Source organism: Cyclobacterium sp. 1_MG-2023 (assembly GCF_030546805.1).
In the GTDB taxonomy this organism is placed as follows: domain Bacteria; phylum Bacteroidota; class Bacteroidia; order Cytophagales; family Cyclobacteriaceae; genus Cyclobacterium.
The window spans coordinates 427,092-453,755 of sequence record NZ_JAUOPC010000005.1; the positions used below are offsets into that span (position 1 = coordinate 427,092).

The following is a 26,664-nucleotide window of genomic DNA, read 5'->3' on the forward strand; positions in this document are numbered from 1 at the left end:
TTAAAAGGTCACATTCAAGCCCATGGAATAAATTCTATCCGCTCGATAATCCTTCCCTGTACTCGTACGATACCCCCCGGAAGGCAAGGTTGGATCCATTCCCACCGGCAAGTGATCAAAAGTCAAAAGGTTGGAACCTGAGAGGTAAACCCTCACTTTACTCAAACCAAATCTACTAATCACATTATCACTTAAACTATATCCCAACTGGACATCTTGCAATCGGATATATGCAAAATTCCCCAGATAGCGAGAGTTGTATGTTTGGTTTTTAACATTCGACAAATTGTCTTCATAAGGACGTGGGTAAAATGCATCTGTATTTATATTGGCATCACCTTCATACAAACCCACATACTTGGTTCCCGGCGTGTCTCGGTAATAATCTAAATGATCCCATTTTGGCTGCGACCAATTTGCACGTCTAAATCCATAATACGCGTAATCATTATAGTTCATGCCCTTGTCTCGCTTGGCGGTCCCTTTCCATAACATAGAAAAGTCGAAACCTTTATAATTGGCACCCAGGTTGATCCCAAACTGATAATGGGCAGTTGAATTACCCAATAACATAAGATCGCCATGGTCATCGATAGTATTTTGACCATTGTTTATTACGCCATCTCCATTCAGGTCATCATATTTCACATCCCCTGTATTCCAGATATTGTAAATAAAGGACTGATCCGCGTGGTTATCAATTTCCTGCTGAGATTGGAACAAACCGTTGGATGACCATCCCCAGATATCTCCCACTTCCTGACCTACTACCCAAGAACCAAGATATCCTGTTGGATTATTGTATTCTGTAATAACTGCCTTCGCATCATACAGGTTGAATCCTACGAAATAACTTAAATCAGAATTGACATATTCTTTCCATTTTACAGAAAGCTCCCAACCTCTGGTCCTTAATGAAGAATTATTGGATCTTGGAACTGAAGCTCCAAGCACACCGGGAAGTGCTTCTGATGGACCAATCATATCGGTCGTATTCCGCTCAAACCAATCAAAATTAACTCCTAGCTTATTCCCCAAAAAGGCCATATCCACACCAATATTGGTAGTGGCTGCCTTCTCCCAAGTCAATGATGGACTGACCAATGAAGGGGTCAAAGTGTAACCTACCTGTCCGGTCTGATTGTATCCAGGAAGCCAGTTTAAAAGATTCTTAGACAGTTGAATCAAGGCAAGATCTTGATAAGCAGAAACATTCTGATTACCTAACTGCCCCCAAGAACCACGAACTTTTAAACTACTAAAGAAATCTGATGTCTGAACCCAGAAGTCCTCATTACTCACTACCCATCCTGCTGAAAAAGAGGGAAAGAATCCCCATCGCTTGCCTTCCAAGAAACGGGAAGTGCCATCATACCTTACATTTGATTCTAAAAGGTACTTTTCTTTATAATTATAAGTAAGTCTACCAAAATACCCTTCAGTGGCCCATTGACTGAGCCCTTCCCCAAGAGAAGGATCACCTGTAGCCGTATTTAGTGAAATAATGTCCGGAACAATTAAATTCCTGGCTTGTGCATCTAAAGAGCGGTATTTTCCCGTTTCGTATTGGCCACCGACCATGGCCATAAAGTTGTGGGATTCATTGAAACTCCACTCGTAGGATGAGAAAATATTAGAGCTCCAATAATAATCACTGCGATGGTATTCATTGACCTGACTGGCCACCCAAGAACCAGTTTGTTCGCCAGTCAACCAGTTTATTTGACCAAATTCTCTACCATCATGAAGTCCATAAAAATCTGTAGACTGATAAGCAAAATCAGCATTGATTTTCCATCCCTTTAAAGGTCTCAATTCTGTTCCTATAATTTGCCAGTTCTCGGTGGTTTCATCATTACTTGCCCCTGCCTCAAAAAAGCTTTTCACACTACCCTGTAATTGATTTCCATAGCTGTCATATACTGCTTGCATTGGGGCAGTATTGTAAATGATATGCAAGAGCGCATTGTATGAATCAATTGATTCAGGCCTAGCACCTGATGGGAAACTTCGATTGTTTTTCATCAAGCGGGTTTCAAATCTCAAATCCCACCAATCGGTTAAAGAAGTCTTGATTTTAGCTGTAAGATTATAGCGTTTGTTATAATCATCTGCCCAGGTGAAAGAACTTGCCTGGTTGGTAAATCCCGCAGACATATAATAAGAAGTTTTTTCTGAACCTCCCTGCACGGAGAGATTGTGCGACTGACCCATATTAGCACCTGTGGCAAGATCCCAAAAGTCATTATTGGCATGACCTTCTCCATTACCTCCGGCCCAGCCTCCACCAACTGTTGGAAATGCGGCCCAATTGGTTATATTTTCTGCAGGAAAATCAGCAGGAAACTGGGATCTAATATAATCATAATCACCATCTTGATAAGCGATAATTCTATCAATTGTAGGCTCGCTGAACTTTAGTGTTGTACCTTTATTTAGAGCGGCCTCATTAAGTACTCTAGAATAAGTATAGGAGTCAAGTGTTCCTGGAAGTTTCGCCGGGGTAACCAAACTCACACTTCCCGAATAATTGACTGTTAATTTAGAGTCTTTTTTTCCGGACTTTGTGGTTATCATCACCACGCCGTAAGGTGCTCTGGCTCCATATATGGCTGAAGCAGCTGCATCTTTTAATACAGATATAGAAGCAATATCCTCAGGATTAAGCGAGTTCATATCTCCCGGAAAACCATCAATCAGGATGTATGGGGCCCCTCCGTTCAATGAGCCTATGCCACGGATATCAATAGAAGCCTTTGCGCCAGGTTGATAACCGTTGGCGTCAAAACCAAAATTCAAACCCGGTGTTGTACCAACCAACAACTGAGAAACATTTGCAGCATGGCGATCCTCTAACATATCACTGGATATCACATCCACAGACCCTGTTAAGTTTACTTTCTTCTGTGTACCATAGCCTACAACTACCATTTCATCCAGAGAAGCCACTCCTTCACTTAAGATGACATCAATTACACTTCTAGAACCAATGGTAATTTCTTGGCTATCAAAACCTATAAATGAAAACACCAAAACACCATCTTCCGGAGCAACTATAGAATAATTTCCGTCTATATCCGTAGCAGTACCTTTTGAGGTACCCTTCACATATACCGTTGCCCCAGGAATAGGGTCACCATTGACATCGGTTACCTTACCAGATACGGTTACCTCAACGGCAATTTCTTTAACTTTGACATGTTTCTTTGCGATTTTAACACTAATTCTATTGTCTACTTGCTTAAAAGAAAGGGTATGACTGGCTGCAAGGGACAATAAAACATTTTCTAAGCTTTGGTGCTCAACTTGAAGATCAACCGGTTTAGAATTTTTCACCAGTTCTTGGTCATAAATAAACGAAAATTCGGTTTGACTTTTGATCTTACTAAAGGACTCGGCCAAGGACGCACCCTTAAGATCTAAGCTCAAATAAACTTCGCTGATATTCAACGAGCTTTGCCCCTTGGTAGGGGATGCGTACATTAGGTTTAAAAACAACAGCTGTAATAAAAAGCCGTATAGGTAATATTTCCCCACCATACTAAGTACATGTAATGATTTTTTCATAAATTTGAAAGTTTTACTGTTATCAATGGCATTAAAACGATAGTCAGAAGGTAACCTGAGAGCTTTCCTTCTTTCTGGAATTGGCCAATGAACTGCTATTCATTGGCCTTTTTTTTTCATAGGCTATTCACTTTTTTTAAATTGAATTTTAACTGCTTTACTTTTTATTGAGAAATCGAAATTATAGGCATAACCCAAACTCTCTAAAACATCTTTGAGATAGGTGTTTTTTTTAAATTCAGCAGAAATTCTTAAGTCTTTTGGGGCGGAATTATTGATTTCTATTTCAGCAGCATACCAGCGTTCTAGTGTCCGAACAACCTCTTGAAAAGGCATATTATTGAACACCAAAACCCCATCTTTCCAAAAGAAGGCTTTGTCTAAGTCAAATTTCCCTTTCTTCAACTGACTATTCTCTCCAATCACCGCCTCTTCACCCGGAATCAATTCTACGGATTGATTGTCCTTGGCGACATTTATCACCCTCACCTTACCAGTGGCCAACTGCACCTGAACCCAATCATCTTGATAAGAATTAATATTAAAAGATGTTCCCAATGCTGTGGTAATTAAATCCCCACTGTGCACACGAAAAGGCATGCTGTCAGAAGCAACCTCAAAAAAGGCTTCTCCTGACAAGTACAACTCCCGATGAAGTTGACCAAAGCCACTTTTGAAACGCAATTCACTTTCCGCATTTAAAACCACATTGCTACCATCGGCAAGTTGCAAGGTAGACTTCTGCCCTTTAGGGTTTGACTTTATTATCCATTCGTTGGCTTGTGGCACTACACTAATAGCTTCTTTATTCTCTTCTGTCACAAAAACATAAAACAGTGCAAATGAAAATGAGACAATTAGTGACAAGCCCAAAATAAGCCTTATCCTATTTTGAATCCCTAAAGTATCAGGTTTGTAGGTATGGACTTTTGTACTTTTTCTCTTTTCGTCAGAAATATCAATTCTATCTTGAATGGCCAGAAATGTCTTTTCTTTCCCCTTTTTAGTCCAATTTGAAGTTGAGGCATCTAATTCCAGAAGTATGGTCTTGGCCTGTCTTAATAACTCAACCTTAGAAGGATTTGAGGCAATCCATTCCTGCCAGAATTTATCCTGCACAACATCCTCTTTAAGCACCCACTGCTTAAAAGATGTATCTTCTAAAAAGTCTTCAATTTTTTCGTAGAACTTCATTTACCAACGATCTATATATTAAAGAGGAAACTTGTTGGTAAATCTCATCATGCAAAGATGATTTTTTTATTAAATAATTATAAAATTTATGATGAATCGAAAAATATCTTGTGATACTACACAAAAACACCAAACAATAATATCACTTTGGCTGTATAATTAGAAGAGGTTAAAAATTGCTTCATGGACTTAAGTCCTTTTAAAACCAGGTTATAAAGGGAGGGCACCTTTATCCCCATTAATGATGAAATCTCTTCATAGGACATGTCCTGCATGTATTTTAAATAAATTGCCTCTTTCTGACGAGTAGACAAATTATCCAATGCAGAAGAAATTTTCATGCTGGATTCTTGAGTTATCTGGTTTTCAATCAAAATCTCCTGAAATGAGTCCTCCCAGGTTACACTAGAATGATAATCTTCCAGTAACTGATGCTTTTGATTTTTTTTAAGCCTTCTGACCAGCTCCCTTCGGAAAGTGGAGAATAAATAAAACCTTATGGAGGAATGGATAACTAAGGAAGATTTAATTTCCCAGATCCTTACAAAAGTATCCTGAATCACATCTTCGATAAGCTCACAGTCGGTCGTGAACTTTTGCCCATACTTAAAAATATCGTCAGAATTGGTGGTGAAAATGTAGGCAAAAGCTTCCTGATCGGCTGACTGAATCAAACCCCACAATTCATAAGAACTTAGTTGTTCGTATTTCATTTTATTTGGATTATAGGGTTTAAAACACTTAAAAATGTGTATAAATATTTTAACTTCCAAATATCAAAATACATTACCTTAAAAAATTGTAATTTTTTCAATCATAAGAGGGCCAATTAAAGACAGATTTCTTAACCCCTTAATCCACTATTTGAAGGCTTGAAAATAAAGTTTCAAAGCCATTTCTGTGGGTTAACTATATCATAAAAAAAAGATAAAAAAATATTATTGTGTAAAGGCCCTCTTTATAACTTAGCACTAAATTTTACATCCTACCTATAGAAAAAGAAGTGGGCTTCCTGCCCGGAGGAAATATATTAAAATTAAGTTAAACAAGGCAATTATAGGTTTTATCCGGATCCATCAAATGTCCCCAACCATATATTTCTTCATTTACTATTCCTTTTTGAGGTTTCAAATAGCCACACTCTACCAGACCGGCAACATGAAAATATACCGCATCAATATCAGAGGGACCACTATCGGGATAATGGCTGAACCCTCCATCCTCATTTTGACATTTTAATATCCAGTTCTTGGCTTTCTGAAAAGCTTGCTTAATCTCCTTTTTACGTTGTTTATTACCCACTTGCTTTAAAATAAACAGCGCATCAAAGACTGCATGAACGTCCCAATCAGGTGGATTTAAAGACCAAGAGCCATCTTCTTTTTGATCATTTAATACTCGACTCACCATTTCTTCCGCCATGGGGGTTTCCTCTCCTATTAATCTAAAATAATGGGCGGCGTGAAAGGTAGAAGCCACATGATTGCCTATGTATCCGTCTTCCGTTTGATTCTCTCTCAAATAACGCCTCATTTTATTGTCTATATGAGCGGGCATTTTTTCGTCCCAAGCACTAAAAAAAAGCGCAAAGAAACTGGTTGTATAGAGCGGTAGTTCTTGAAAATCACTTCCCTTAAAGAAATATTCAATAACAGGCATGGGGTCATATTTTGGCTCCACACCCAATATTTTTAATGCCGCCACACTTTGAACCGTATTGTAGAGTTTGGCTAGCGGTGTTTCCATATCCCCCTCCCCACTGGGTGCATAAAATGCGCCATCTTCCTTTTGACAAGAGCGGAAGAAATTTATTGTTTCTTGTTCATAAGGCAACTCCCAACCAAAGGTTTTATGGATTACCACCGCATAGGTAGGTGCTGCAATTCCGGAAAATTTCGTATCCGAATTCCCCTCATAACCCTTGGGCAAGCCGGGACTAAAAGTTCCATCATGGTTAGCTGTTAGCTTAAAAAATGAACGCACTGCTTCAAGAATTTTTTTTTGATTGTCCAGGGCTAAAAACTCCAAGTCCCCCATAGCTACACCTCCTGTGACCATAGGAATTAATTGCAAGACTTTTCTTCGGCTAATGCTCATGTTTGTATTTTTATCTTTTTTAAAAATATTGATCAAGAATCTTTATGCTACCTCTTATGAAATCACAGCCAAAATATGCAATTTTTTCCTCACATTGGAATACTAATTCAGTATATTTTAACTGATAAGGAAAATACTTTTGTTCACAAAAAACATTGAAGTATAAACAAAAAATGGTGCCATCTTCCAACAAAGATGACACCTAAGCACTCAACCCCAACTAAAAAATTTTATTGCTTATGCCAAGAACAAGGATGCTATCCCCAATACTTGATCTTTGTTTAAAGGTTCATCCCAACCTTCTGTAACAGCTCCGGAATCAATTCCGGTCAATTGGGTAACATCTACTCCTCCATGCATGACATTGTCTTCCCCAGAATAGATGGCTTGTGTGGCAGCAGGCAAGGTCCCTATGGAATCTTCGGTTATCCAGCCTTTTATACTGTCTTGCCCTTTTTTGGTACGCAGCCTTCTCACCATAGATGCATGTCTTGCTTCTACAGAATGAATAGACAAAGCCGCGGTAAGCACTACATCATTTTCCATCACATTTCCGGCTTGCCCTTTATAGGCCCTCACACCTGTATCTTCAAACGCCTGCGACAAGGCCAGAAAAGTTGGATAATCAGTGAAAGGAGAAAAATTTCCATCTGCTGTAAAATCAAATTCCGGTTCCATTACAGGGTCTCCGCCCAACACATTCCCTACTACTTCTGTAAGAAAATTAACGTGCGCCAACTCATGATCCCTGATTTTTTCAAAGATTGCAGTATCTGCCCCATCGATAACTCCTGCATCAATCCCCATCTGGTAATACCTGTATTCCAGATGTTCCAAAGTCAAAGCATAATTTAATACTTCGATCAAGCTCGCAGTATCTGCTTTAGCTACTTTTGGCAAAGCAGACAATATTCCCAAGGGAACGGCAGCCATAGCCATTTTTTTACTCATGTCACCAAATCGGTGGAAGGCTTCTCTTCTCGAGAAAAACAATTCTTTTTCATCCGCATTTTTAGTATCCGGACACATTTTATCTAATAAATTCAATAAGTTCATGTCTATTTCTGTTAAGGTTGAAAATTAGCTTGGCAATTGACTGAAATCAATTGGTGTGGTCACATAATTGCTGGCGGCCGTCAATACTTCTGAAAAGCTGAGCGTACGCTCCAAACCATTTCCATCAATTATGTCATCTCCTGCGAAATCCGTAGATCCGGGATTTAGCAAATCCCTAATCGCAGCTGCATGCCTTGCTTCTACAGATACAATTTTTCCTGCGATAAGTAAATAGCCTGCATCTTGAATATGCTGTCCGGCTCCATTATAGGCCGCTACTCCTAAATCTTCAAAAGTTTTGGCTGCATTCAATACAGACATTCTATCATCAAAATTAATGGCGCTGAAGTCCACTTCTAAATCTTCAATGGCTGCACTTCCTAATGCTGCTTTAAAAAATTCTTTATGTGCTCTTTCATGTTTTTCAAGATCCCCCATAATCTCCTTCTCCTCAGCACTGGCATTGGCAAAATAGCCACCTTGCATCACCGTTGCGTAAAAAGCTGCTTCCAATTGTTCAAGTGCATAGGCATAATTTAATATCCCAATATCTCCGGACCCTAGCATCACCCCTTCTTTTTCCATGGGGGGCATGATGTCATCATCATCATTACATCCCACCATAAACAATCCTGCTGCCGCAATGGACAATGAACCCTTTTGAAGGAACTTGCGGCGGTTGGCATTTTTCACCAACCCTTGCGGTTTAATCAAATCCTTTTTCATTTTTTTAAAGTTTAGGTTAATAACTCAGTTTCGTTTTCATCATTTTAGGCCAATCGAAAATTGGATTGCTTCCTATGACTTATTTGACTAGAGTTACGAAGCTACTTTACAGCTTGGATCGAGCAAGAGTGAATTTTCTTTTGAAAATCAGCAAAAAAACCAACGAATTATTCTATCAATGACAGCCAAAATCCTTCAGCACCTGGTTTTAGAGGCTATTTAATAAGGAAATAAAAAAAATATTTAAAGAATGAAAAAGTTTATATCACGAGAATAAAGTTAAAAATCAACCCCTCATTCAAAACCATGATAAAGATACAAGGCGCCATATGTCCAGTTAGGCCCAACCATTCCCGGATAGTTGATCCTATCCATCATCAAAGCCACATAACGGAAAGGATAACCTTCCGGCAATTGAACAACATTGGGCCAAACCCGAGTTCCGGAAGACTTATCCCAAGGAGGCAAATCCATTTTTAAAGTGCCAGCTTCCTTTAAGTCAGGATAAGTATAAATAAAAATTTCTCTTTCTGAACTACCGGAAAAACAATAGGGTTCATTTCCAATTTTCTGAATAGAAGTTCCTGTGGAATTGTGTGATACAGGTCCGGCAATTTTGACATAGCCCTTGTCCCATTCGTCGGCTTCCATTACGATGGCTTTATAACCACCCTCATTCACACAGGTTAACATCCTCCACTTTTTCGCCTCCTCATCATAGAGTATATGCGGATCCTCTATATCCCCTACGACTCCGAAAGCCTTGGCTTCCATAATTGAAAAACCAAACCTAGGATCCCTTCTACTCTGAATGGCCAATAGTTGTTTTTTCTCCAATTCAGGATTGGCATAAGCACTAAAACCTGTAGTCAGCCCTTTCCATAAATTATCATTTCTATCAAAAACCAGATGAGAGGCAACTTCATTTCTCAACAAACCATCTCCCCTATCGAAAAGAATGACTCCCTCTAACTTGATGTCAAATACGGAGGGATTCATACTGAAAACCCCCTGAATATGATGAGGCAAAGCGCGGCCTCTGATAGACATGGTGTACCAAAGGCGCCCTTTATCCAGTAAAGGCGATCCATCTTCATAGGTAATGGCACGAATATCCGCCAAGCCAACCCCTGTGCTTAACCCCATAAGTACTTTATCTAACTTTATCTCCCCTGAGTCAAGGGCCACAAATAGGTGAGATTGGAAGCTGTGCAAATACTCTTTTTTTCGCAAATCAATTAAATGGTTGAAATCCGATTGAGCTATTACCTGTGGCAAATCACCGTCTTTCAAATACAGTACCAAGCCACTTCCTAACATCTGCAAGTATAGCTTGCCATTTAATCTGGCATTTTGGGGGAAATTAACTTCAATAGGCGCTTCCTTAGAAAGCCCTTTCTTGTCCGTATAGTGCAGGCTTACACCTACCGGTTTTTCATCATTGAAAAGTACTTTGATGGTAAATTTTTCTTTTGACCCTTTACCAAAAAATGTAAAGCCAAGCGCCCCCTTGCCTTTACAGGAAGCCAAATCCAGAGAATAAGTAGCTACCGGATTAAAGCCTCCAAACCAAATATTTGTTGCTGTTTTTGACAAGGATCGGATGGCCAATTGACTGGAGACTATCTCAACTTTTGCACTGTCCTTTAATTGGTGAATCACCGGGTGCATGATAGAAAAACCAATGCTTTTCTCCGGCCAAATCCCCGCTAAAGGAATGGTCTGGTCTTCATCAAAAACCAACCTTTTTGAGGCTTGACGAGTAAATTTTATTTGCTCAGGAAGGACCTGAGACTGTAGAGCAGACTGAAAAGTAAATAAAAATAGGCTAATAATACAAGCACGTTTGGTTAGGGGCATAGGGCAATCGGTTATCTTTAGGTTTACTGCAAATATTAAGACTTTTGTTTAACATTAAATCTTAATACGGTTTTTAATTTTTCTTCGGGCACTTTCCTGAAGTCCGACAGGTAAATTTCACGGTGTGTTTTGGAAAGCCTGATTAGCTCATTTTCTTTTGCATAAGTTTCCATTATTGAAAAAGTTTCATCCTCCTTGTCATAACTTCCAATATGAAGCATTTGTACACATAAGCCTTCTTCAATTGTTTCGAATTTGACCTTATCTAAAAGGGCATGGGGTTTTTTACGATGGGTTAAAGCATGCATCTCCAGGTAGAATGCTTCTGTTACAAAATCAGGCTGGCGAATCATAAGGTTAAACACCAAATCATCTTTGTTGATGCTGCTATTAAAATTTTCCTTGGCTTCCTCATTGATATCCCAGATTCCTTCGAGCGGATAAACGGTATAATCCAGATAGCCTTCCGGTGGGTTTTTGCTTTTTTTCAAGGTCATTTTTATGGCATAGGACAAGGAGTATAGCACAGCGATATATTCAGCAAACTGGCTACTGTTGGGATTTCCTTCACCTGTAATGGTTATGAACTTTAGCGCCGGGACTTTTAGCTTTTCCGGCTTGGCTTTCGGTAAATAAAGCGCTTTTTCAGATTTTCTCCACTCATATTTCATGGTTAAAAAGAATTAATTGCTGATGCTTCAAATAGTTAATAGACGCTATTTTGAAGGGATAGTGAATTTCCTTACAATTTACCCAAACTGCCTTAAAAACATAGCTTACATACAGCATAAAAAAAGGCCTAAAAGAGTGCGCAACTCTTTTAGGCCTTATCTAACCAATGGATTATAACCACCTACTTTTATTAAGTTGGTTAATTAATCCAGTACAGTTACTAAATCCTCTTTGCTTTTTCTTACTTTCTTAAGATTAACCAACCAGTCTTTTTCGCTGTCTCTATATCCCAAAGGAAGTATCACACAACTTCTCAGTCCTTTTTCCTTCAATCCTAAAATTTCATCCAAGGCATCAGGATCAAAACCCTCCATCGGTGTGCTGTCCACTCCTTCAAAGGCTGCGGCAGCAATGGCTTGAGAAAAGGCAATATAGGCTTGCTTGGAGGTATGGTTAAAATTCTCTTCAGCAGACCTGTTTGGATAGGTAGCTAAAAGTTGCTTTCTATAGTTCTCCCAACCCTCATTGGTAAATCCCCTTTTCTCATTGGTAAGGTCAAACATTTTATTGATTCGTTCTTCGGTATAGGTATCCCATGCCGCAAAGACCAATAAATGAGAGCAATCAGTTACCACGGATTGATTCCAGGCAATGGGTCTAATTTTCTCCTTAATTTCTTGGTTTGTTATTACCAAAACCTCAAAAGGCTGCAAACCACTTGAGGTAGGTGCCAATGATATGGCCTCAATGATATTGTCCACCTTCTCCTGCGCTATTTTTTCACCATTCATGGCTTTCGCAGCATATCTCCAATTCAATTTGTCAATTAATTCCATTTTTACTTTTACTATTTAATCTTATTATCATTTTTATTGTCTGAAAGCGCCTTTATCCAATTATTCAAGGTGTTTCTTAAATTCGATATCTCTTCCACCGTAATACCCTCATGGGCTAACCCCTCCAGCATTTGCTCAGGGATGGGAGAAGCCAATTCTTTTAATTCTTTCCCTTTTTTGGTTAAGGTTACAATCACACTCCTTTCATCTTCATTGGACCGAGTCCTGTTGATTAAACCCATGGATTCAATTCTTTTCAGCAACGGAGAAACGGTATTGGTATCCAAAAATAATTTCTCTTTGATTTCATTGATACGCATACCATCCGACTCCCATAATACCATCATGACCAAATATTGAGGGTAGGTCAAGCCTATTTTACTCAAAAAGGGTTTGTAAGCCTTGGTAATCAGTCTTGAAACTGAGTAAAAGGGAAAACAGATTTGATTTTTTAATTCAAGTTGTGAATATGTCATCAGTCCTTATTTTTCTTCGATCGGTAATCAGCCCAAGATCCTGCGGACCATAAAGCCCAAGCGATTAGAACAGGTTGAAAAAACAAGCGAATTAGCCTTGCCCTATCAGAATCCAATGCTCCAAATGCATCTTTACTATCGAGGTATTGGGCTATATTTCCAGGGAAAATCAGTAGAAAAAAAGCAGCTAGTGCCCAACCAAAGTTCACTCGCTGACTTTTCCAAAAAGCCAAACCAAGCGCTAGAACTATTTCTACATAGCCGGATAATACCACTACCAAATCTTTACTCATCGGCACCCAGTCAGGCACCTGTGCCTGGAAATCAACCCTATTGAAAGTTAAATGACTGATACCCGCATAAAGCATAAATGCGGCTAAGAGTAGCCTGAATATATTTTGTAGCGTTGAAGTCTCCTTTTTCATGATGGTTCTTTTATATCTTGCAAGTTTATATCGTAAACGACATAGTTACATGAAAAGTTTCTTCCTTCCCAATTTTTTTAAAAAAAATGCAGTGAATTAAGAGAGGTAGGGATCTTATAGATCGATCAATTCATCTCTAAGCAACTTGGCATCAGCCAATAATTGCTTGATAGCAGTTTTATTTAGGCCATTGTAAATCCCTCTGATGTGTCGTTCATTGTCAATCAGTAAAATATTTTCGGTATGTAAAAAATCATCAGGGCTCTTTTGGAGTCCCATATCTTCTTCCACAAAGAACTGATTTCTTCCCAGTTCATAAATAACCTGCCTTTCGCCGGTCAACAAATACCAATTTTCACTACTGATGCCATTTTTTTCGGCATAGGCATTAAGTTCAGGCACACCGTCCATATCCGGAGTTACAGAATAAGAAAGCAGTTGAAGGCCTTTATCCTCAGACAATTCCTCCTGAACCAGATCCATATTGGCCATCATCTTAGGACATATGCCCGGGCAGGTGGTAAAGAAAAAATTTACAATGGTGATTTTATCATCAAAGACATCAGCAGTTACTGTATCCCCCAATTGGTTGTAAACCTGAAATTCAGGGATCTCGTGAAAAGTTTCCGGCACTTCGTCCTTGTTGGCAAACCAACGAGGTGTAAAGGTTGATTCTTCGTAATAGGGCAATTCCATACCTAAAGTCCCCTCCACTTCACTTTGCTGTTTGTCTGTATTACAGGCTACAGCAAATACTGCAATTAGTATAATTATTAATTTATTCATCAGTAACAATGTTTTCTCCCTCCAATTCATAGCATAAATTGGCCCTATTGAGGCCAAAAATCCTTCCATTTTTTGCTTCATAATTGACGAACAATTCCCCATTTTCTCTCCAGGCCCTTTGTAAACCTTCCTCTTTACCATTCACAATATTTAGCTCTTTAAAAGGCTGTCTACTGGCATACCATTGCTTTTGCGAACCATGAGCCATGCCTTTACTATAATTAGATGCTGAGCGCAAATGACCATTGATCCACCAGGACCTGACCTTTCCATCCAACCTGTTATTTTCATAAAAAGCTTCAAAGCTCAATTCTCCATTTTCAAACCAACGCTTGAGCACACCATTTCTCTTTCCACCCAAGTAGGTGATTTCCTCTGAAATTTGCCCATTTGAATAGGTGGCCACAGCTAGCCCATTGAAGGGTTTTCCTTTGTAATACACAATCCCTTCATTAGGATTAAGTTCAAGCATTTCTTTGGCTACCCGCTCTACTATTTCAACCGTAGACTTGTCTGTTTCATTACTCCCAAAAATTGCAGCAAAAACCCCTAGAAAAAGCCAGGAAAACCAATAATAGTGTTTAATGAATAGCATTTGGGCTTCCTTGGTAATTTCCCGGAAACAGAATATAATACCTATTCAAATACAACTCATTTTGAATATGGTAATGATAGGTTGCCGTCGTATTGTATTTGGTGGACGACACATGCCCACCGGAATCATCCAAATCGGTGGGATAAGTCCCTGTCGTTGCACATTTTCTTCCATACAAGAAAAAGCCATCCGATATTATTCCGATTAGATTGTCATCATCATCAGAAAAAGCCAAGGGCTCAAGATGGTAATGGTAACTCTGAGGGCCCGTATGGGCGCCGTTGAAGTCCAAAGATGGCGCAGCGTCATCCAAAGGTAGGTTGGGACCTTCTTTATCATTATAAATCATGGATCCACTCACGGCAATTCCAATGGGGCCTAATCCGGTAGAAGATGGTGCAGCAGCTTTTGTCGGAACAGCAGGTACTATTAGGCTATAAGCCCCATTAAAGTCATCAATATTCCCCGGAGCCATTTGACCAAATGAAGTATAGGTGGGATTTACAAATAAGGGATGGTTTACTTCCGCAGCTTCGGTGACCAATACCCTTCCTCTTGGATCTGTTGCTACGCGCTTGGTGGTATTGGACCAGTATGGAGACCCATGATTAGGAAGACCATTGGATTCAATAATGATTTCGTCTCCATCGAGCATAATTGTGGTATTTTCTTTGTCAAAAACCTCAAATGCGGCAGGTAGCTCGGTAATTTTTTCCGCGGAATTGGCCTTTCCCGCATTACAAGACCAGGAAAGTAATACTGCCAAGGCAATAAAAACTTTATCGATGCCAAATCTTTCCATGTCAATACTTAATTTCTCAGTGGATCAATTACCCCTAGGAGGAGGTAGGTTATTTCCACCTCCTCTAACCAATACTTGCTGTAAATTTTTTACGATGTTCTCAAAAGCTTCTTGTTGCTCTTCGTTGCAAATTGCTTTCAACTCCTCAAAATGCTTAAAAGTAATTTCAGCTTTTCTTGACTCCGTCTTGGCAATTGCTTCCAATTTCTCGTTCTTTTCCTGTTCGTCTATATCCGATAATTTCAAAAAATCGAAATATTCCTTCACCAATTTTCTATGATTTTGCTGCAACGCAGACATTTGCTGTTGGTGCACCATAGCAGAAGCAAAATACTTTTTTTCTTGCTCTTCTGAAAGTCCCAAATCTTCGCTGATCCTATTTTTAAAATCCGCATCCCCGCCTCCCTGTAAAGGCGGTTTAGGCCCTCTCCAAATGACCAAGGTCAGCAATATGTTTAGCACCAGAAGGCTGATAAATCCAATCTTGTATACCTTATTACCCATTATTCATAAATATTAAAGTCAGAGATAATCTCGCTATAGGAACCGGATACCTGTTCTGTGTCCTCTTGGTATTCAAAATAATTGCTAACCACAAACACATTGGCACACAAGAGCATCACAATCACTGCCGCAACAGGCATCCATTGACTTTGTTGCTTTTGTAATTCCTTGCCTTTCCGCTCTCTAATTTTTTCTTTTATTTTCAACAAATTACCTTCCGGAGGTCGGACTTCTCCCACTCCTTCGAGGCTATTTAATATTTTATTTTTCCACGCTTCCATAATTACTTTGACGTATTTTTTTTGAAATTCCCTCGCTCAGGATAAAATTTTTCTAGTTTTTCACGCATAGATGCCTTTGCTCTTTGCAACAATGATTCTACAGATTTTCTACTGACCTCCATAATATCAGCCACCTTCTGCTGTGGTAGGCCATCGATCTGCGTCAGGATAAAAACTGTTTTTTGATTTTCTGTTAACTCATCCAAGACCTTGAATAGCAGTTTACCATCTTCGGCATTTTCAAGTTTCACTCCGGGATGAACGAAATCTACCGGCTCTACAATGGTCTCACCTGTATCTTTACTGAAAATAGACGAAAAAATGCCTTTCCGCTTTAGACTATTTTTCTTTCGCAGAAAATCCAGAGATTTATTGACGGTAATTCTATAAATCCAAGTACTGACAGAGGCATCATTTTTAAATTTACCTGCGGCTTCAAAAAGTGTGATAAAAACATCTTGCAGTACCTCTTCAGCATCTTGTTCGTTTTTGGTATAACTTATGGCTGTAGAATAAACTCTAGGCGAATACTTATTGTAGAAATAGTCAAGAGGTTTTTCATTTCCTCCTGCCATTTCCAATAGCATCTGGTCTTCTTCATAAAGGGGCCTGTCCTTAGTCATTCTTTTTAATCTGGACAAAATTCATTTTACTTAAGGAAATCAATAATCGCAAATAATAAACCCATTATAGTCGCTCGTCACTTTTATAAACAGTATTTAAATGACTTTGTTGCTGAAGCCTTGGGTCTTTAGACTTTATTAGTACAGGTCTATTTTCGAAAATTTCTTCGCATCTATCTAAGGTTTCAGTCTCCAAACGCTCCAAGGCCTCATTCGTGTAAAAGCTAAGGTGGGGAAATAGCAAAACATTTCCCATGGTATAAAGCTTTTTTAATGGGTGAAACTCCTGATTTAAAGGCTCATTGCTATAAACATCCAAAGCAGCACCTGCCAACTGCTCTTTTTCCAATGCCTGCAACAATTCCTCTTCATCTATCAGGGCACCTCGAGCTGTATTAATAATAATAGCAGTCTTTTTAATCTTTGCCAACTCTTCCCTACCAAGCATATGGTGGGTCTCATTGGTCAACACGGCATGCAATGATATAAAATCACTCTCTTTCAATAAAGTATTGAGTGCCTCAACTTTAACAATCCCTTTTTCTGCCAATTCATCCCTGGATTTATAAGGATCATATCCAATTACTTTGGCATTGAATCCCAAACCGGCCATCCTTGCCATACTCGAACCTATTTTGCCACAACCTATTATACCCAAGGTTTTGCCTGAAACATCCTGTCCTAGCCACCTTTGTGTGGGCCATGCCCAAGCATAGCTGCTCATCTGATGTTGGATTGTAGGGATCTTTTTTATCAAAGCCAACAACATGGCAAAGGCACCCTCTGCTACAGTTTCTTCTGCGTATTCAGGAACATTCACCACCACAACGCCCTTATTATTGGCCGCAGTTATGTCTATGGCATCTATACCCACTCCATATTTGATAATGGCCTTTAGCTTGGTAGAAGCTTCTATAACTTGTTTACTTATCGTAGTGTAACACATCAACAACAGGTCACAGTCCCTAACCTCTTCCAAAAGCAACTCTTCACTTAATCCTTCAGGTAAAAGAACAAGTTCATGCCCTTTTGCCTCTAGTTCTCTATCGACCAGTGGAAGTTCAAGCTCTTTATCTGTCCTTACAATTTTCATACATTAAAAAATTCTAATAAGAAATCTCGCTCCAGGGGGACCCAATTATCCTTCATCTCATTTACCTACTTAAGGTGTCACATGACCCTAACTTTATAAATTTTCTTATCTGTTAGCGCTAAAGTATCTTTCTTCGGTAGGTGCATATAAATATGATGGGTCCACCAACTTATCTCTCCTTTGGTGTACACAAGCTCACCTGTTTGCGCGTTCAAATTTACTGATTTGACATGATGAACACCTTCAAGTGCCGGAAAAGGAGAAAATATTGAACGATTAATATCAAACTGCCACACACTATTGGTAGTGGACAATAGCAACCGACTATCATCGGTAAGAAACAAATCATGACCGCTTTCATCAGGGATTTCCCATTCATTGACTTGCTTTAACCAAGGCGCTGAACTGTCCCAGTCCTCGAGCTTATACTCACGCAACAGATCGAATCCCAAAGCAAACAAACTATTATTTTCCTCATCCCATACCACTCCGTGGCCTGAGTATAAACTGTCATTAAACAATATGCTATCAGAATGATCCAAGTCATATAGTCTAATGGAATTTCCATTCTCTGCTGTAGACAAAGCCACCACCAATTTATTTCCGGGCAGGTATTCTGCAGAATGGGCATTGGGGGCATGCGCATAAAAAACGGTCTTCTTATCGTCTCTGTTCACTAAGGCCACACCTCCACTAGAAGAAGTTATTAATATTTGATTTTCCCCCACAGGTTTGCATTCATCTGTGGTTTTAAAATAATCATGAAAGTTTTCAGGCAGCCCTTCAGACATGGATGCTGTCCATTCCCAAACCTTAGCAAACCCAAGTGAATCAGCCGCTTCCTTTTCAAATACTGCCACTTCCTCATCTCCACAAGTGATCAACTGTGAAAATCCGTGATTAGTGTTTGTATTATTATTCCCTGTGCAGGAATAGAGCCATAAAATTGATATAAGAAGGGGAAATAGTTTCATGGTTTTCAAAGCTTGAATAGGCATATCTAGTAGGAATAGCAATTTTTATGAATGATTGATGATTTGTCGGGTGATATTAATTCAATTTTTAAGCTTGGGCACCTACATTACTTTTTCCCCTATAATTCCTACCAAAAACCCCAGTATAGCCCCCAAAGAAGAAAGGTAATTATTTTTCAACTTACTTTCAGGAATAATGTCTTGGATTAACAAATATAAAATACCTCCACTTGCAAAGGCCATCAATTGTGCGGTCAAATCAGGATAATCACTTAAGTAAAAATGACCTACCAAAGCACCAGCAATTCCTGAAAAGCTTAATAATGAAAATATCAGCAATGTTTTGGTGACTGTAAATCCGCTCAAAACCAAATCTCTAAAAGAATTAAAAGCTTCAGGAAGATTTTGTAAACCTATAAAAACAGCCAAAAGGGTAGCCATTTCCGGGTTAATGGCAAAGGTAGCCCCCAAAGCAATCGATTCGGGGATAAAGTCCATCACCATGGCCAATAAAGTAGCCATTTGTCCACCCTTTTTGGCCAAATACCAATCAATCGCCATAAACAATATTGCTCCAATTAGGAAGGAGGCCACCATTGGAAGAAGCTCCAGTTCTTCCATGCCTTTTGGAATAAGCACCAAAGCCAATGCAGACAATATTATTCCTGCACCAAAGGACATCAAGGCATGAATTATCTCATATTTAATGGGCTTCTCTTTGATATGGTGACTAAAATAATTGGCTAAAAGACCACCAATAAAAACAGTAATCCCCGAGAATCCCGAAAAAAGAATGAGTTTTTGTATCATCATCTATAAACTTAGCCTGACCCAAATAATCTATGACACACAAATTAAGCAATCATTCTACCAAATGAAAACATCAAAGCCTTTGTTCTGTTTCCCAGCTTCCTTTCTGATATTAGTTGAAGACTTAAAACCAATAAGCCCATAAAATTTAAGAGGACTCAGCACCTTAAGGCAAAGGAATTTTACAAAGTTTTGACATGGTCATTAACTCCTCAAGGATCATATGATGCACAGGAATACCTTGTTTCATCCTTGAAGCAAAAGCTTCTCGCTCAGGATCTCCGGGAACCAGCACTTTCCCTTCACTTTTCTGTGGTACAGCATTTCTCATGGTAACAATCCAATGATCCATACTCTCTTTGAAAGCCTTTAAATCCCTAAATCCTTCAATATCCCAAGCCATAAAGAAATGTCCAATTCCTTTCCCCACCTCCATTACTGGAATAGCAGAATGTATGGCGAAGGGCGTGGCAAAGGGTCCCCAATTGGCTCCACTTAAGACTGCAGTAAGGATATCAACTGCCGCTGCCAAACAGTATCCCTTATGCCCTGAGCCTTCTTTGGTACTTCCAAGTGGCAATAATGCGCCTCCATTGATCATCTTTTCAGGAGCTGTGGTGACCTCCCCTTTTTCATCCAGACACCAATTTTCAGGTATTGATTTCCCTTCCCTATGTGCAATTTCCACCTTTCCATAAGCCACAGTGCTACTGGCAAAATCAATCACCACCTCCGGTTCATTTAAAGTGGGAAAGGCCATTGCCAAAGGGTTGGTTCCCAGCATTTTTTCCTTACCATTAAATGGGGCCACGCCTTTGGTGGTATTGGTCATGGACATTCCTATATAATCCTTTCGAGTGGCCATAAGTGGATAATAACCGGCTGCTCCATAATGGTTGGTATTACAAACTGCTATGGAGCCGGACCCATGTTGGCTGGTTTTTTCAATGGCCATTTGCATGGATTGAGGACCTACCACCAATCCCAAACCATTGTCCCCATCTATGGTGGCAACTGCATGTTTTTCCCGAAGGACCTTCAGCTTTGGTTTTGGGTTGATCCTGCCTGCCTTGAGTAAATCAAAATAGGTTTTCAATCTGGCTATTCCATGAGAATCAATCCCATGTTCATCGCTGTAAGCAAGCACATCTGCCGCAAGGACGGCCTCTTCGGGGGGCACATCAAGTGCTATAAAAACATTCCGAGTAAAGTCCCTTAGCGCTTGATGATTTATAGTAGTATATTTATTTGTCATTGCTTCATTTGTTATTTCAACACCTGCCCATTTTTTATTGAAATAGCCCCTTTTAAAAAATTCATGTGAATCGCTAGGCATAAAAAAAATCCGATCAACCAAAAGGTCAACCGGATTTTAAAAATTTTTTAATGATATATAAAAACAATACTCATTAAGGCAGGGGCTTAATCATTATGTCTTTGTAATAAACCACGCTTTTGGGATCGTGGGCCTGAAGTGCCACGGTTCCATGACTTAACCTTTTACCACTGTCACCAATTTCTCCTCTATCTGTTTTTTCATTGAACTCATTGATCACTTCCCCATTGATTTTAACGGTTACATCATCACCCTGAACGATGATGTGTTGGGTATACCATTCGTTATCTTTAACAAAAGTTTCTTTTACATCTTTAAAGCTGTAAACACTACCGGTTTTCCTCCAATCACCCTGCGTTTGATTGACCTGAATTTCATAGCCTTTACTTGGCCATCCGTCTTCTTCAAACTCAGTATGAACAAAAATTCCGGAATTAGCCCCAGGCATGGTTTTTACCTGCATCTTCAATTCAAAGTTTTTAAAATCATGCTTTTTGTATTTGCCGGTGTAGAACATGTGGGACCTTGGCCCCTCCACCTTAATTACTCCATCCACTATGCTGAATGATTCAGGATTTTCACTAAAAGACCAACCTTTAAATGATTTGCCATTAAAAAGCTCCTTCCAGCCTTTATCTGCTTTTTGAGCGGACACGTTTAAGGAGATCAATGCACATATAACAATTGCTAAGATTCTTTTCATCGGATTTAATTTGGATTAGTATTGTTTAGGCGTTCAAATTAATACTTTCTTAGGGATATTTCAAGTATAGCATGTGAATCACTTTTCAAAATATTTTCAAACCAACAATTCAAAATAATTTGATTGCAGAATGAGAAATAATAAAATATAAAAGTCAATTCTATCTCTTTCATCTCTTCTTTTTAAAATTAAATTCACCTAAAATGAATTCATGTAATTTTATCTTGAAAATAAAATTTTTGATTTCAGAATACTCACTGTATTTTAGGGAAATTTTAAAGTAATGTTTTATGAGCCAGGTAGAAAAAACCAGTTATTCCAGAGAAGAGCTTCAGGAATTTGAATCGCTTATTAATGAAAAACTGTCCATCGCTAAAGACGAGTTGAATCAATTGAAACGTTCTTTAAGTAAACAAAATGACAGTGGAACTGAAAACACGGCCTCCACATCAAAGCTACTTGAAGACGGAGCTGACACGCTTGAAAGAGAGAGCCTAAGTCAATTGGCTGCGAGGCAACAAAAATTTATTATTAATCTCGAAAATGCCCTGAGAAGGATAAAAAATGGGACTTATGGGGTATGTGTAGACACAGGAAAACTCATAAGCAAGGAAAGGTTAAAGGCCGTCCCCCATACCATGCACAGTATTGAAGCAAAATTAGGCAAAAAATAAGCGTGGACTTTTTACCCAGACATATAGAAGCATTAATATTTTGTTCTCCGGAGCCCCTTGGCATCAAGGAAATTCAAAAATGTCTCGCAGAAATGTTTGAGACAGAAATTCCTATGGCGCACTTAGAAGAAGCACTGGAGGAACTGACCAACAAATACCTTTCTGATGATTTTTCATTCAGCTTGGAAAATTTGGCAGGAGGCTACCAGTTTTTGACAAAGCCGGCCTACCTCAGCAGTGTAGCCATCCTGCAAAAACACCAATCACAAAAGAGACTTTCCAATGCTCAATTGGAAACCCTTTCTATTATTGCCTATAAACAGCCCATCACTAAATCTGAAATGGAGCAAATTAGAGGTGTCAATTGTGATTATTCTGTACAAAAACTCCTTGAAAAGTCGCTGGTAGCCATAAAAGGAAAGTCTGATGGACTGGGAAGGCCCATTCTATATGGCACCAGTCCAAAGTTCATGGAATACTTTGGCATTAATGATTTAAGCGAACTTCCACAACCTAAGGATTTCAAAGCGGAAGAAAATGAAATTGGAAATCAATCGGATTGATTTCTCCTGTTTGATGTAATTATTTAATAAATAGCACTAAATTTGCATCCGCTTTGAAACTTAAGGTAAAGTCACCTTAGGCTCAAGCCATTACATTCGTATATTTTAATACAGCAGAGATGCTGCAAGCTTATGAAAAAATTCAACAATAGGTCCGAAAGGTCTCCTAAAAATTCAAAAGGAGAGTCGACCAACTCCGGGAAACGTAGTTCTTACGATAAAAAAAAGGAGCCTAGCTCCAAAATCCCTGAAGAAAAAACTGAATACAAAGGAAGGGGACGCAATCAAAAACCCATTTTTGGCAAAGCCGAAGACAAAGAAAGGAAGAAAAAGCCTTTCAAAAAGCCTTTTTCACCTCTCAAGAGCGGAAAAAATAAATCAGAGGCTCAACCGCAGTACAACCTTAAAAGCATTCAAAAATCCGGGCATAAGGAATCTGATGAAATCAGATTGAATAAGTTCATTGCCAATGCCGGCATTTGTTCCAGAAGAGATGCAGACAAACTCATTGAAAATGGGGAAATCTCCGTGAATGGGAAAGTGGTAAATGAAATGGGTTATAAGGTGCTTAGAAAAGACCGTGTGGTATACAAGGGAAAATCCATACGTCCTGAAAAACCTGTTTATATTTTACTTAATAAACCAAAGGATTTTATTACCACCACTGATGACCCCTTTGAACGAAAAACAGTCATGCACTTGGTAGAAAATGCCTGTGAAGAACGACTTTTCCCTGTAGGCAGGTTGGATAGAAATACCACCGGACTTTTACTTTTCACCAATGATGGAGAACTATCTGCCAAACTCACCCACCCTTCTTATGAGATCAAAAAAATCTACCAGGTAACCTTGGATAAACCCATTGCCAAAAATGATGTGGAGGCGATTCTTGAAGGGGTTACATTAGAAGACGGACTTACTGAAGTTGATGATCTTCAAGTTTTGTCTAAGGACAGAACCATCATGGGTATAGAAATTCATTCCGGTAAAAACAGAATTGTACGTAGGATATTTGCCCATTTCGGTTACGAAGTCATCGCCCTAGACAGGGTAACCTTTGCCGGATTAAGCAAAAAAGACATTCCAAGAGGTAATTATCGATTCCTCGAAGAAAAAGAAGTGATTAATCTTAAATTTCTCAACAAAAGAAAAAATAAAAAGCGACCTAAATAGTCGCTTTTTTTCTAGCATGGTTTTGGCTGTAATTGATCAGAAATAAAACTGATTAATTATGAAAGCCATCTGGAAAGGAAAAACACTCGCAGCATCTGATGAGACGGTATTTTTGGAAAACAACCATTATTTTCCGCATGCGTCTCTAAACAGGCAATTTTTTGAAATCTCTCAGACTACCTCTGATTGCCCTTGGAAAGGAAGAGCGAATTATTACCATATCCGTGTTGGGGAGGACACCAATCTTGATGCTGCCTGGCATTACCCTGAACCAAAAGAAGCTGCAAGGGAAATAAAAGACCATGTGGCTTTCTGGAAAGGCGTAGAGATCAAAGAATAATCCCCATGAAAAAATACGATGCAATCATCATAGGTGCCGGGCAATCGGGAATGCCCTTGGCAAAAAAGATAAGTGCAAAAGGTTTGACTGTGGCCTTGGTGGAAAAAAGAGTAATAGGCGGGACATGCATCAATGATGGCTGTTCACCTACCAAGACCATGGTAGCCTCAGCAAGAGTGGCTCATCTGGTGGGCAGAGCTGAAGACTTCGGTGTAAATGTAAAAAGTTACACTATCGATCAAAAGGCCATCAAAGCCCGCAAAGACCACATTGTTACTACCTTTAGGGGAGGGGCTGAGAAAAGCCTTAAAAAAGCAGAAAACGTAGACATCATCTTAGGCAAAGCAACTGTCCTTTCATCCAACAAAGTAAGCATATCCCGAGAAGGAGCTGAAGTTCTTGAAATTGAAGGGGATAAAATTTTCCTCAATACTGGTGCTTATCCCTTTATTCCTGAGATTAATGGTTTGAAAGAAACACCTTACCTGACCAGCACAAGCATCATGGAGCTTGAGAAGACCCCGGAACACCTGATTATCCTTGGAGCCGGATATATAGGGCTTGAATTTGGGCAGATGTTCAACAGGTTTGGGAGTAAAGTTACCATTATAGACAAGGCCCCAAGGCTGGTACCCAAGGAAGACAAGGACGTTTGTGAGGAAATTTCAAAGATCTTTGCTCAAGATGAAATTAACACCTACCTGGACACCTCGGTCACTAAGGTGAATTTCGAAAATGATCAATTTAAAGTTTATCTGGAAGGTAAATCAGGACCAAAAACTATTGAAGGCAGCCATTTACTGGTAGCTACCGGGAGGAAACCCAATAGCAAAGGCTTGGGGCTAGAGGACATCGGTGTAAATCTTACGGAAAAGGGTCATATAGCAGTAAATGAGACCTTTGAAACCAGCGTACCAAACATCTATGCCCTTGGAGATGTTGCCGGATCACCACCTTTTACCCATATGGCATATAATGATGCGCACATTGCCTTTAGAAGTATCTATGAAGGAGATAAAGAGATTTCATCTAAGGGCAGACTGCTTCCCTACTGTGTGTTTATTGATCCTCAATTGGCAAGAATTGGAATCAATGAGCAAGAGGCTATAGAGAAAAACATACCCTATAAAATTGGTAAATTTTTCATGAAGCATGCCGGTAGGGCTCTGGAAACGGACGAAACAAGTGGTTTTTTCAAGGTACTTGTAGCTCCAGAAAGCAAACAAATTCTGGGAGCTACAATATTGAGTTTGGATGGAGGAGAAGTGATGGCAGTACTACAGATGGCCATGGTAGGGAAGGTAACTTATGATAAAATTCAAAATCTTCCCATTGCGCATCCTACTTTGGCAGAAAGCCTGAATAATTTGATGATGCAAATCGAGTAAATTTATTTGCAACTAATTGTTATAATGACGGTTACGATAGAAAATCCCCCTGCGCCCCCTTCAATGGGGAGTTGCGATAATATGAATTTGATTGCTGAATTGGTAGAATTGAAACGGGCTGAGGAAATGGAAAATCAGGTACGCACTCGTGCCTCCTGAAAAAATAAAATCCCCCTTAAACCTTAGATTTATGACATGTAAGATCTTGGGAAATATTTCATAAAAAAGTAGTAAATTATTTTGGTTAAGAAGGAAGCAAGCGATCCGTCCCTTTGTGTGAGAATGATTCGTCCCCTTTCGTGGTGCTTGCTTCCCTTCTGAACCCAGACCTGTATAAGAGATTGTAACCATTAAGGTTTTTAGGCTCCGGTTCAGATTCTTAACCTTTTAACTATTTCTCATTTTAAATTTACAAAAAGCGATGGAATTTGAAAACTTTATGGGTATCGATCTAAGCAAAGACACACTGGATTATGCTGGTGTTAACATTGATGGAGAACTATTAGAGTCGAAGGGCGTAAATGACCGTCAAGCCATTGAAAAAGAGCTTCTTAATTTTAGTAGAGACTTCGGGATTGATTTGAATAAAACCCTGATTTGCGCAGAGTTTACGGGCCATTTTGGCAATAAATTAATCGATGTTGCCTTGAAAATGGGCCTGAACCTTTGGATGGAATCAGCTTATAAAATTATTCATTCTCAAGGATTGATAAGGGGGAAAAGTGACCCGATAGATGCATTCCGTATCATGGAATATGCAAAAAGATTCCAGGATAAAGCTGTATTACTCAAACCTTCTTCTTCCAATGTGCAGCTTTTAAAAAGGCTTTCTACAGAACGAGATTTAGTAGTTAAGGATATTGCTAAATACAAATCACAATTAAAACAAGAAGAGGGCTTCTTTGACAAAAAATACTTCTCCCAAAAGACAAAAAGAATTCAAAAGGTGAAAAAAATTAATGAGAAAGTATTGTCCGAACTCGAAGAGGAAATAGATAGGATCTTGGATTCTGATCCTCAGATTAATAAAAATTTCGAACGTATACTGGCTATTGAAGGAGTAGGAAAACAAACGGCGGTAGCAACAATTGTCGCTACAGAAAATTTCTC

28 protein-coding genes are annotated in these 26,664 nt (G+C 39.2%); 6 read left to right on the forward strand and 22 right to left on the reverse strand.

The features are described from left to right. The 22 genes from Q4534_RS10485 to Q4534_RS10590 all read right to left on the reverse strand — a co-directional run bounded on the left by Q4534_RS10485 (position 1) and on the right by Q4534_RS10590 (position 21,416). Positions 1 to 3,567, reverse strand: a complete 3,567-nt coding sequence (locus Q4534_RS10485) for a TonB-dependent receptor (protein WP_303613122.1) — start codon at positions 3,565 to 3,567, stop codon at positions 1 to 3. Positions 3,568 to 3,690: 123 nt separating this feature from the next. Continuing rightward, positions 3,691 to 4,761, reverse strand: a complete 1,071-nt coding sequence (locus tag Q4534_RS10490; protein WP_303613123.1) for a FecR family protein — start codon at positions 4,759 to 4,761, stop codon at positions 3,691 to 3,693. A gap of 116 nt (positions 4,762 to 4,877) precedes the next feature. Continuing rightward, complete coding sequence (locus Q4534_RS10495; RefSeq protein ID WP_303613124.1) at positions 4,878 to 5,474, reverse strand: RNA polymerase sigma factor; 597 nt, start codon at positions 5,472 to 5,474, stop codon at positions 4,878 to 4,880. 328 nt (positions 5,475 to 5,802) lie between these two features. Next, positions 5,803 to 6,858 carry a prenyltransferase/squalene oxidase repeat-containing protein gene (locus tag Q4534_RS10500; RefSeq protein ID WP_303613125.1) on the reverse strand — a complete coding sequence of 352 codons (1,056 nt, stop codon included), beginning with the start codon at positions 6,856 to 6,858 and terminating at the stop codon, positions 5,803 to 5,805. 237 nt (positions 6,859 to 7,095) lie between these two features. Beyond that, complete coding sequence (locus tag Q4534_RS10505) at positions 7,096 to 7,914, reverse strand: ferritin-like domain-containing protein (RefSeq protein ID WP_303613126.1); 819 nt, start codon at positions 7,912 to 7,914, stop codon at positions 7,096 to 7,098. A gap of 24 nt (positions 7,915 to 7,938) precedes the next feature. Next, on the reverse strand, positions 7,939 to 8,640 hold the full coding sequence (locus Q4534_RS10510; protein ID WP_303613127.1) for a ferritin-like domain-containing protein: 702 nt from the start codon (positions 8,638 to 8,640) through the stop codon (positions 7,939 to 7,941). A gap of 294 nt (positions 8,641 to 8,934) precedes the next feature. Further along, complete coding sequence (locus Q4534_RS10515; RefSeq protein WP_303613128.1) at positions 8,935 to 10,500, reverse strand: hypothetical protein; 1,566 nt, start codon at positions 10,498 to 10,500, stop codon at positions 8,935 to 8,937. A 35-nt stretch (positions 10,501 to 10,535) separates the two neighbouring features. After that, positions 10,536 to 11,171 carry a GyrI-like domain-containing protein gene (locus Q4534_RS10520; protein ID WP_303613129.1) on the reverse strand — a complete coding sequence of 212 codons (636 nt, stop codon included), beginning with the start codon at positions 11,169 to 11,171 and terminating at the stop codon, positions 10,536 to 10,538. 204 nt (positions 11,172 to 11,375) lie between these two features. Then, positions 11,376 to 12,008 carry a nitroreductase family protein gene (locus Q4534_RS10525; protein ID WP_303613130.1) on the reverse strand — a complete coding sequence of 211 codons (633 nt, stop codon included), beginning with the start codon at positions 12,006 to 12,008 and terminating at the stop codon, positions 11,376 to 11,378. Between the two features lie 11 nt (positions 12,009 to 12,019). Next, entirely contained in the window at positions 12,020 to 12,484 is a 465-nt protein-coding gene (locus Q4534_RS10530) for a MarR family winged helix-turn-helix transcriptional regulator (RefSeq protein WP_303613131.1), read from the reverse strand. Continuing rightward, positions 12,484 to 12,909 (reverse strand): DoxX family membrane protein, encoded by a 426-nt coding sequence (locus Q4534_RS10535; RefSeq protein WP_303613132.1) that lies wholly within the window; start codon positions 12,907 to 12,909, stop codon positions 12,484 to 12,486. Before Q4534_RS10535 ends, Q4534_RS10530 begins: the two co-directional genes overlap by 1 nt. 114 nt (positions 12,910 to 13,023) lie before the next feature. Continuing rightward, the gene (locus Q4534_RS10540; RefSeq protein WP_303613133.1) at positions 13,024 to 13,695 is read right to left on the reverse strand and encodes an SCO family protein; all 672 of its coding nucleotides are present in this window, start codon (positions 13,693 to 13,695) and stop codon (positions 13,024 to 13,026) included. Further along, a complete protein-coding gene (locus Q4534_RS10545; protein WP_303613134.1) occupies positions 13,688 to 14,290 on the reverse strand; it encodes a toxin-antitoxin system YwqK family antitoxin in 603 nt (200 codons plus the stop codon). Before Q4534_RS10545 ends, Q4534_RS10540 begins: the two co-directional genes overlap by 8 nt. Beyond that, positions 14,277 to 15,092: a YHYH protein gene (locus Q4534_RS10550; protein WP_303613135.1), complete on the reverse strand. Its 816-nt coding sequence runs from the start codon at positions 15,090 to 15,092 to the stop codon at positions 14,277 to 14,279. The genes Q4534_RS10545 and Q4534_RS10550 overlap by 14 nt, the downstream gene beginning before the upstream one ends. A gap of 24 nt (positions 15,093 to 15,116) precedes the next feature. Beyond that, the gene (locus Q4534_RS10555) at positions 15,117 to 15,596 is read right to left on the reverse strand and encodes a Spy/CpxP family protein refolding chaperone (RefSeq protein WP_303613136.1); all 480 of its coding nucleotides are present in this window, start codon (positions 15,594 to 15,596) and stop codon (positions 15,117 to 15,119) included. Next, the gene (locus Q4534_RS10560; protein WP_303613137.1) at positions 15,596 to 15,877 is read right to left on the reverse strand and encodes a hypothetical protein; all 282 of its coding nucleotides are present in this window, start codon (positions 15,875 to 15,877) and stop codon (positions 15,596 to 15,598) included. The genes Q4534_RS10555 and Q4534_RS10560 overlap by 1 nt, the downstream gene beginning before the upstream one ends. Positions 15,878 to 15,879: 2 nt before the next feature. Further along, on the reverse strand, positions 15,880 to 16,500 hold the full coding sequence (locus Q4534_RS10565) for an RNA polymerase sigma factor (RefSeq protein ID WP_303613138.1): 621 nt from the start codon (positions 16,498 to 16,500) through the stop codon (positions 15,880 to 15,882). 64 nt (positions 16,501 to 16,564) lie between these two features. Beyond that, positions 16,565 to 17,593, reverse strand: a complete 1,029-nt coding sequence (locus tag Q4534_RS10570) for a 2-hydroxyacid dehydrogenase (protein ID WP_303613139.1) — start codon at positions 17,591 to 17,593, stop codon at positions 16,565 to 16,567. A gap of 77 nt (positions 17,594 to 17,670) precedes the next feature. Then, a complete protein-coding gene (locus tag Q4534_RS10575; protein ID WP_303613140.1) occupies positions 17,671 to 18,567 on the reverse strand; it encodes a DUF6528 family protein in 897 nt (298 codons plus the stop codon). Positions 18,568 to 18,669: 102 nt separating this feature from the next. Beyond that, positions 18,670 to 19,380, reverse strand: coding sequence for a ZIP family metal transporter (locus Q4534_RS10580; protein WP_303613141.1), 711 nt, complete (start codon positions 19,378 to 19,380; stop codon positions 18,670 to 18,672). Positions 19,381 to 19,543: 163 nt separating this feature from the next. Continuing rightward, entirely contained in the window at positions 19,544 to 20,632 is a 1,089-nt protein-coding gene (locus Q4534_RS10585; RefSeq protein ID WP_303613142.1) for an Ldh family oxidoreductase, read from the reverse strand. Positions 20,633 to 20,786: 154 nt separating this feature from the next. Beyond that, positions 20,787 to 21,416, reverse strand: a complete 630-nt coding sequence (locus Q4534_RS10590) for a DUF1080 domain-containing protein (protein ID WP_303613143.1) — start codon at positions 21,414 to 21,416, stop codon at positions 20,787 to 20,789. 290 nt (positions 21,417 to 21,706) lie between these two features. Between Q4534_RS10590 and Q4534_RS10595 the strand changes: the two genes are divergently transcribed. The 6 genes from Q4534_RS10595 to Q4534_RS10620 form a co-directional block, all read left to right on the forward strand. After that, positions 21,707 to 22,090 carry a TraR/DksA C4-type zinc finger protein gene (locus Q4534_RS10595; RefSeq protein WP_303613144.1) on the forward strand — a complete coding sequence of 128 codons (384 nt, stop codon included), beginning with the start codon at positions 21,707 to 21,709 and terminating at the stop codon, positions 22,088 to 22,090. A gap of 2 nt (positions 22,091 to 22,092) precedes the next feature. Next, entirely contained in the window at positions 22,093 to 22,653 is a 561-nt protein-coding gene (gene scpB, locus Q4534_RS10600; protein WP_303613145.1) for an SMC-Scp complex subunit ScpB, read from the forward strand. A 132-nt stretch (positions 22,654 to 22,785) separates the two neighbouring features. Continuing rightward, positions 22,786 to 23,826 (forward strand): pseudouridine synthase, encoded by a 1,041-nt coding sequence (locus Q4534_RS10605; protein ID WP_303613146.1) that lies wholly within the window; start codon positions 22,786 to 22,788, stop codon positions 23,824 to 23,826. Between the two features lie 58 nt (positions 23,827 to 23,884). Continuing rightward, entirely contained in the window at positions 23,885 to 24,166 is a 282-nt protein-coding gene (locus Q4534_RS10610; protein ID WP_303613147.1) for a DUF427 domain-containing protein, read from the forward strand. Positions 24,167 to 24,171: 5 nt separating this feature from the next. After that, a complete protein-coding gene (locus Q4534_RS10615; protein ID WP_303613148.1) occupies positions 24,172 to 25,554 on the forward strand; it encodes a mercuric reductase in 1,383 nt (460 codons plus the stop codon). 421 nt (positions 25,555 to 25,975) lie between these two features. Then, positions 25,976 to 26,664, forward strand: a 689-nt coding sequence (locus Q4534_RS10620; RefSeq protein WP_303613149.1) for a transposase, incomplete at its 3' end; no start/stop codon positions are given.

Excerpts from the sequence above, each read along its gene's own strand:
- Q4534_RS10485 (WP_303613122.1), bottom strand. The coding sequence starts at position 3,567 with ATGAAAAAATCATTACATGTACTTAGTATGGTGGGGAAATATTACCTA.
- Q4534_RS10490 (WP_303613123.1), bottom strand. The coding sequence starts at position 4,761 with ATGAAGTTCTACGAAAAAATTGAAGACTTTTTAGAAGATACATCTTTT.
- Q4534_RS10495 (WP_303613124.1), bottom strand. The coding sequence starts at position 5,474 with ATGAAATACGAACAACTAAGTTCTTATGAATTGTGGGGTTTGATTCAG.
- Q4534_RS10500 (WP_303613125.1), bottom strand. The coding sequence starts at position 6,858 with ATGAGCATTAGCCGAAGAAAAGTCTTGCAATTAATTCCTATGGTCACA.
- Q4534_RS10505 (WP_303613126.1), bottom strand. The coding sequence starts at position 7,914 with ATGAACTTATTGAATTTATTAGATAAAATGTGTCCGGATACTAAAAAT.
- Q4534_RS10510 (WP_303613127.1), bottom strand. The coding sequence starts at position 8,640 with ATGAAAAAGGATTTGATTAAACCGCAAGGGTTGGTGAAAAATGCCAAC.
- Q4534_RS10515 (WP_303613128.1), bottom strand. The coding sequence starts at position 10,500 with ATGCCCCTAACCAAACGTGCTTGTATTATTAGCCTATTTTTATTTACT.
- Q4534_RS10520 (WP_303613129.1), bottom strand. The coding sequence starts at position 11,171 with ATGAAATATGAGTGGAGAAAATCTGAAAAAGCGCTTTATTTACCGAAA.
- Q4534_RS10525 (WP_303613130.1), bottom strand. The coding sequence starts at position 12,008 with ATGGAATTAATTGACAAATTGAATTGGAGATATGCTGCGAAAGCCATG.
- Q4534_RS10530 (WP_303613131.1), bottom strand. The coding sequence starts at position 12,484 with ATGACATATTCACAACTTGAATTAAAAAATCAAATCTGTTTTCCCTTT.
- Q4534_RS10535 (WP_303613132.1), bottom strand. The coding sequence starts at position 12,909 with ATGAAAAAGGAGACTTCAACGCTACAAAATATATTCAGGCTACTCTTA.
- Q4534_RS10540 (WP_303613133.1), bottom strand. The coding sequence starts at position 13,695 with ATGAATAAATTAATAATTATACTAATTGCAGTATTTGCTGTAGCCTGT.
- Q4534_RS10545 (WP_303613134.1), bottom strand. The coding sequence starts at position 14,290 with ATGCTATTCATTAAACACTATTATTGGTTTTCCTGGCTTTTTCTAGGG.
- Q4534_RS10550 (WP_303613135.1), bottom strand. The coding sequence starts at position 15,092 with ATGGAAAGATTTGGCATCGATAAAGTTTTTATTGCCTTGGCAGTATTA.
- Q4534_RS10555 (WP_303613136.1), bottom strand. The coding sequence starts at position 15,596 with ATGGGTAATAAGGTATACAAGATTGGATTTATCAGCCTTCTGGTGCTA.
- Q4534_RS10560 (WP_303613137.1), bottom strand. The coding sequence starts at position 15,877 with ATGGAAGCGTGGAAAAATAAAATATTAAATAGCCTCGAAGGAGTGGGA.
- Q4534_RS10565 (WP_303613138.1), bottom strand. The coding sequence starts at position 16,500 with ATGACTAAGGACAGGCCCCTTTATGAAGAAGACCAGATGCTATTGGAA.
- Q4534_RS10570 (WP_303613139.1), bottom strand. The coding sequence starts at position 17,593 with ATGAAAATTGTAAGGACAGATAAAGAGCTTGAACTTCCACTGGTCGAT.
- Q4534_RS10575 (WP_303613140.1), bottom strand. The coding sequence starts at position 18,567 with ATGAAACTATTTCCCCTTCTTATATCAATTTTATGGCTCTATTCCTGC.
- Q4534_RS10580 (WP_303613141.1), bottom strand. The coding sequence starts at position 19,380 with ATGATGATACAAAAACTCATTCTTTTTTCGGGATTCTCGGGGATTACT.
- Q4534_RS10585 (WP_303613142.1), bottom strand. The coding sequence starts at position 20,632 with ATGACAAATAAATATACTACTATAAATCATCAAGCGCTAAGGGACTTT.
- Q4534_RS10590 (WP_303613143.1), bottom strand. The coding sequence starts at position 21,416 with ATGAAAAGAATCTTAGCAATTGTTATATGTGCATTGATCTCCTTAAAC.
- Q4534_RS10595 (WP_303613144.1), top strand. The coding sequence starts at position 21,707 with ATGAGCCAGGTAGAAAAAACCAGTTATTCCAGAGAAGAGCTTCAGGAA.
- Q4534_RS10605 (WP_303613146.1), top strand. The coding sequence starts at position 22,786 with ATGAAAAAATTCAACAATAGGTCCGAAAGGTCTCCTAAAAATTCAAAA.
- Q4534_RS10610 (WP_303613147.1), top strand. The coding sequence starts at position 23,885 with ATGAAAGCCATCTGGAAAGGAAAAACACTCGCAGCATCTGATGAGACG.
- Q4534_RS10615 (WP_303613148.1), top strand. The coding sequence starts at position 24,172 with ATGAAAAAATACGATGCAATCATCATAGGTGCCGGGCAATCGGGAATG.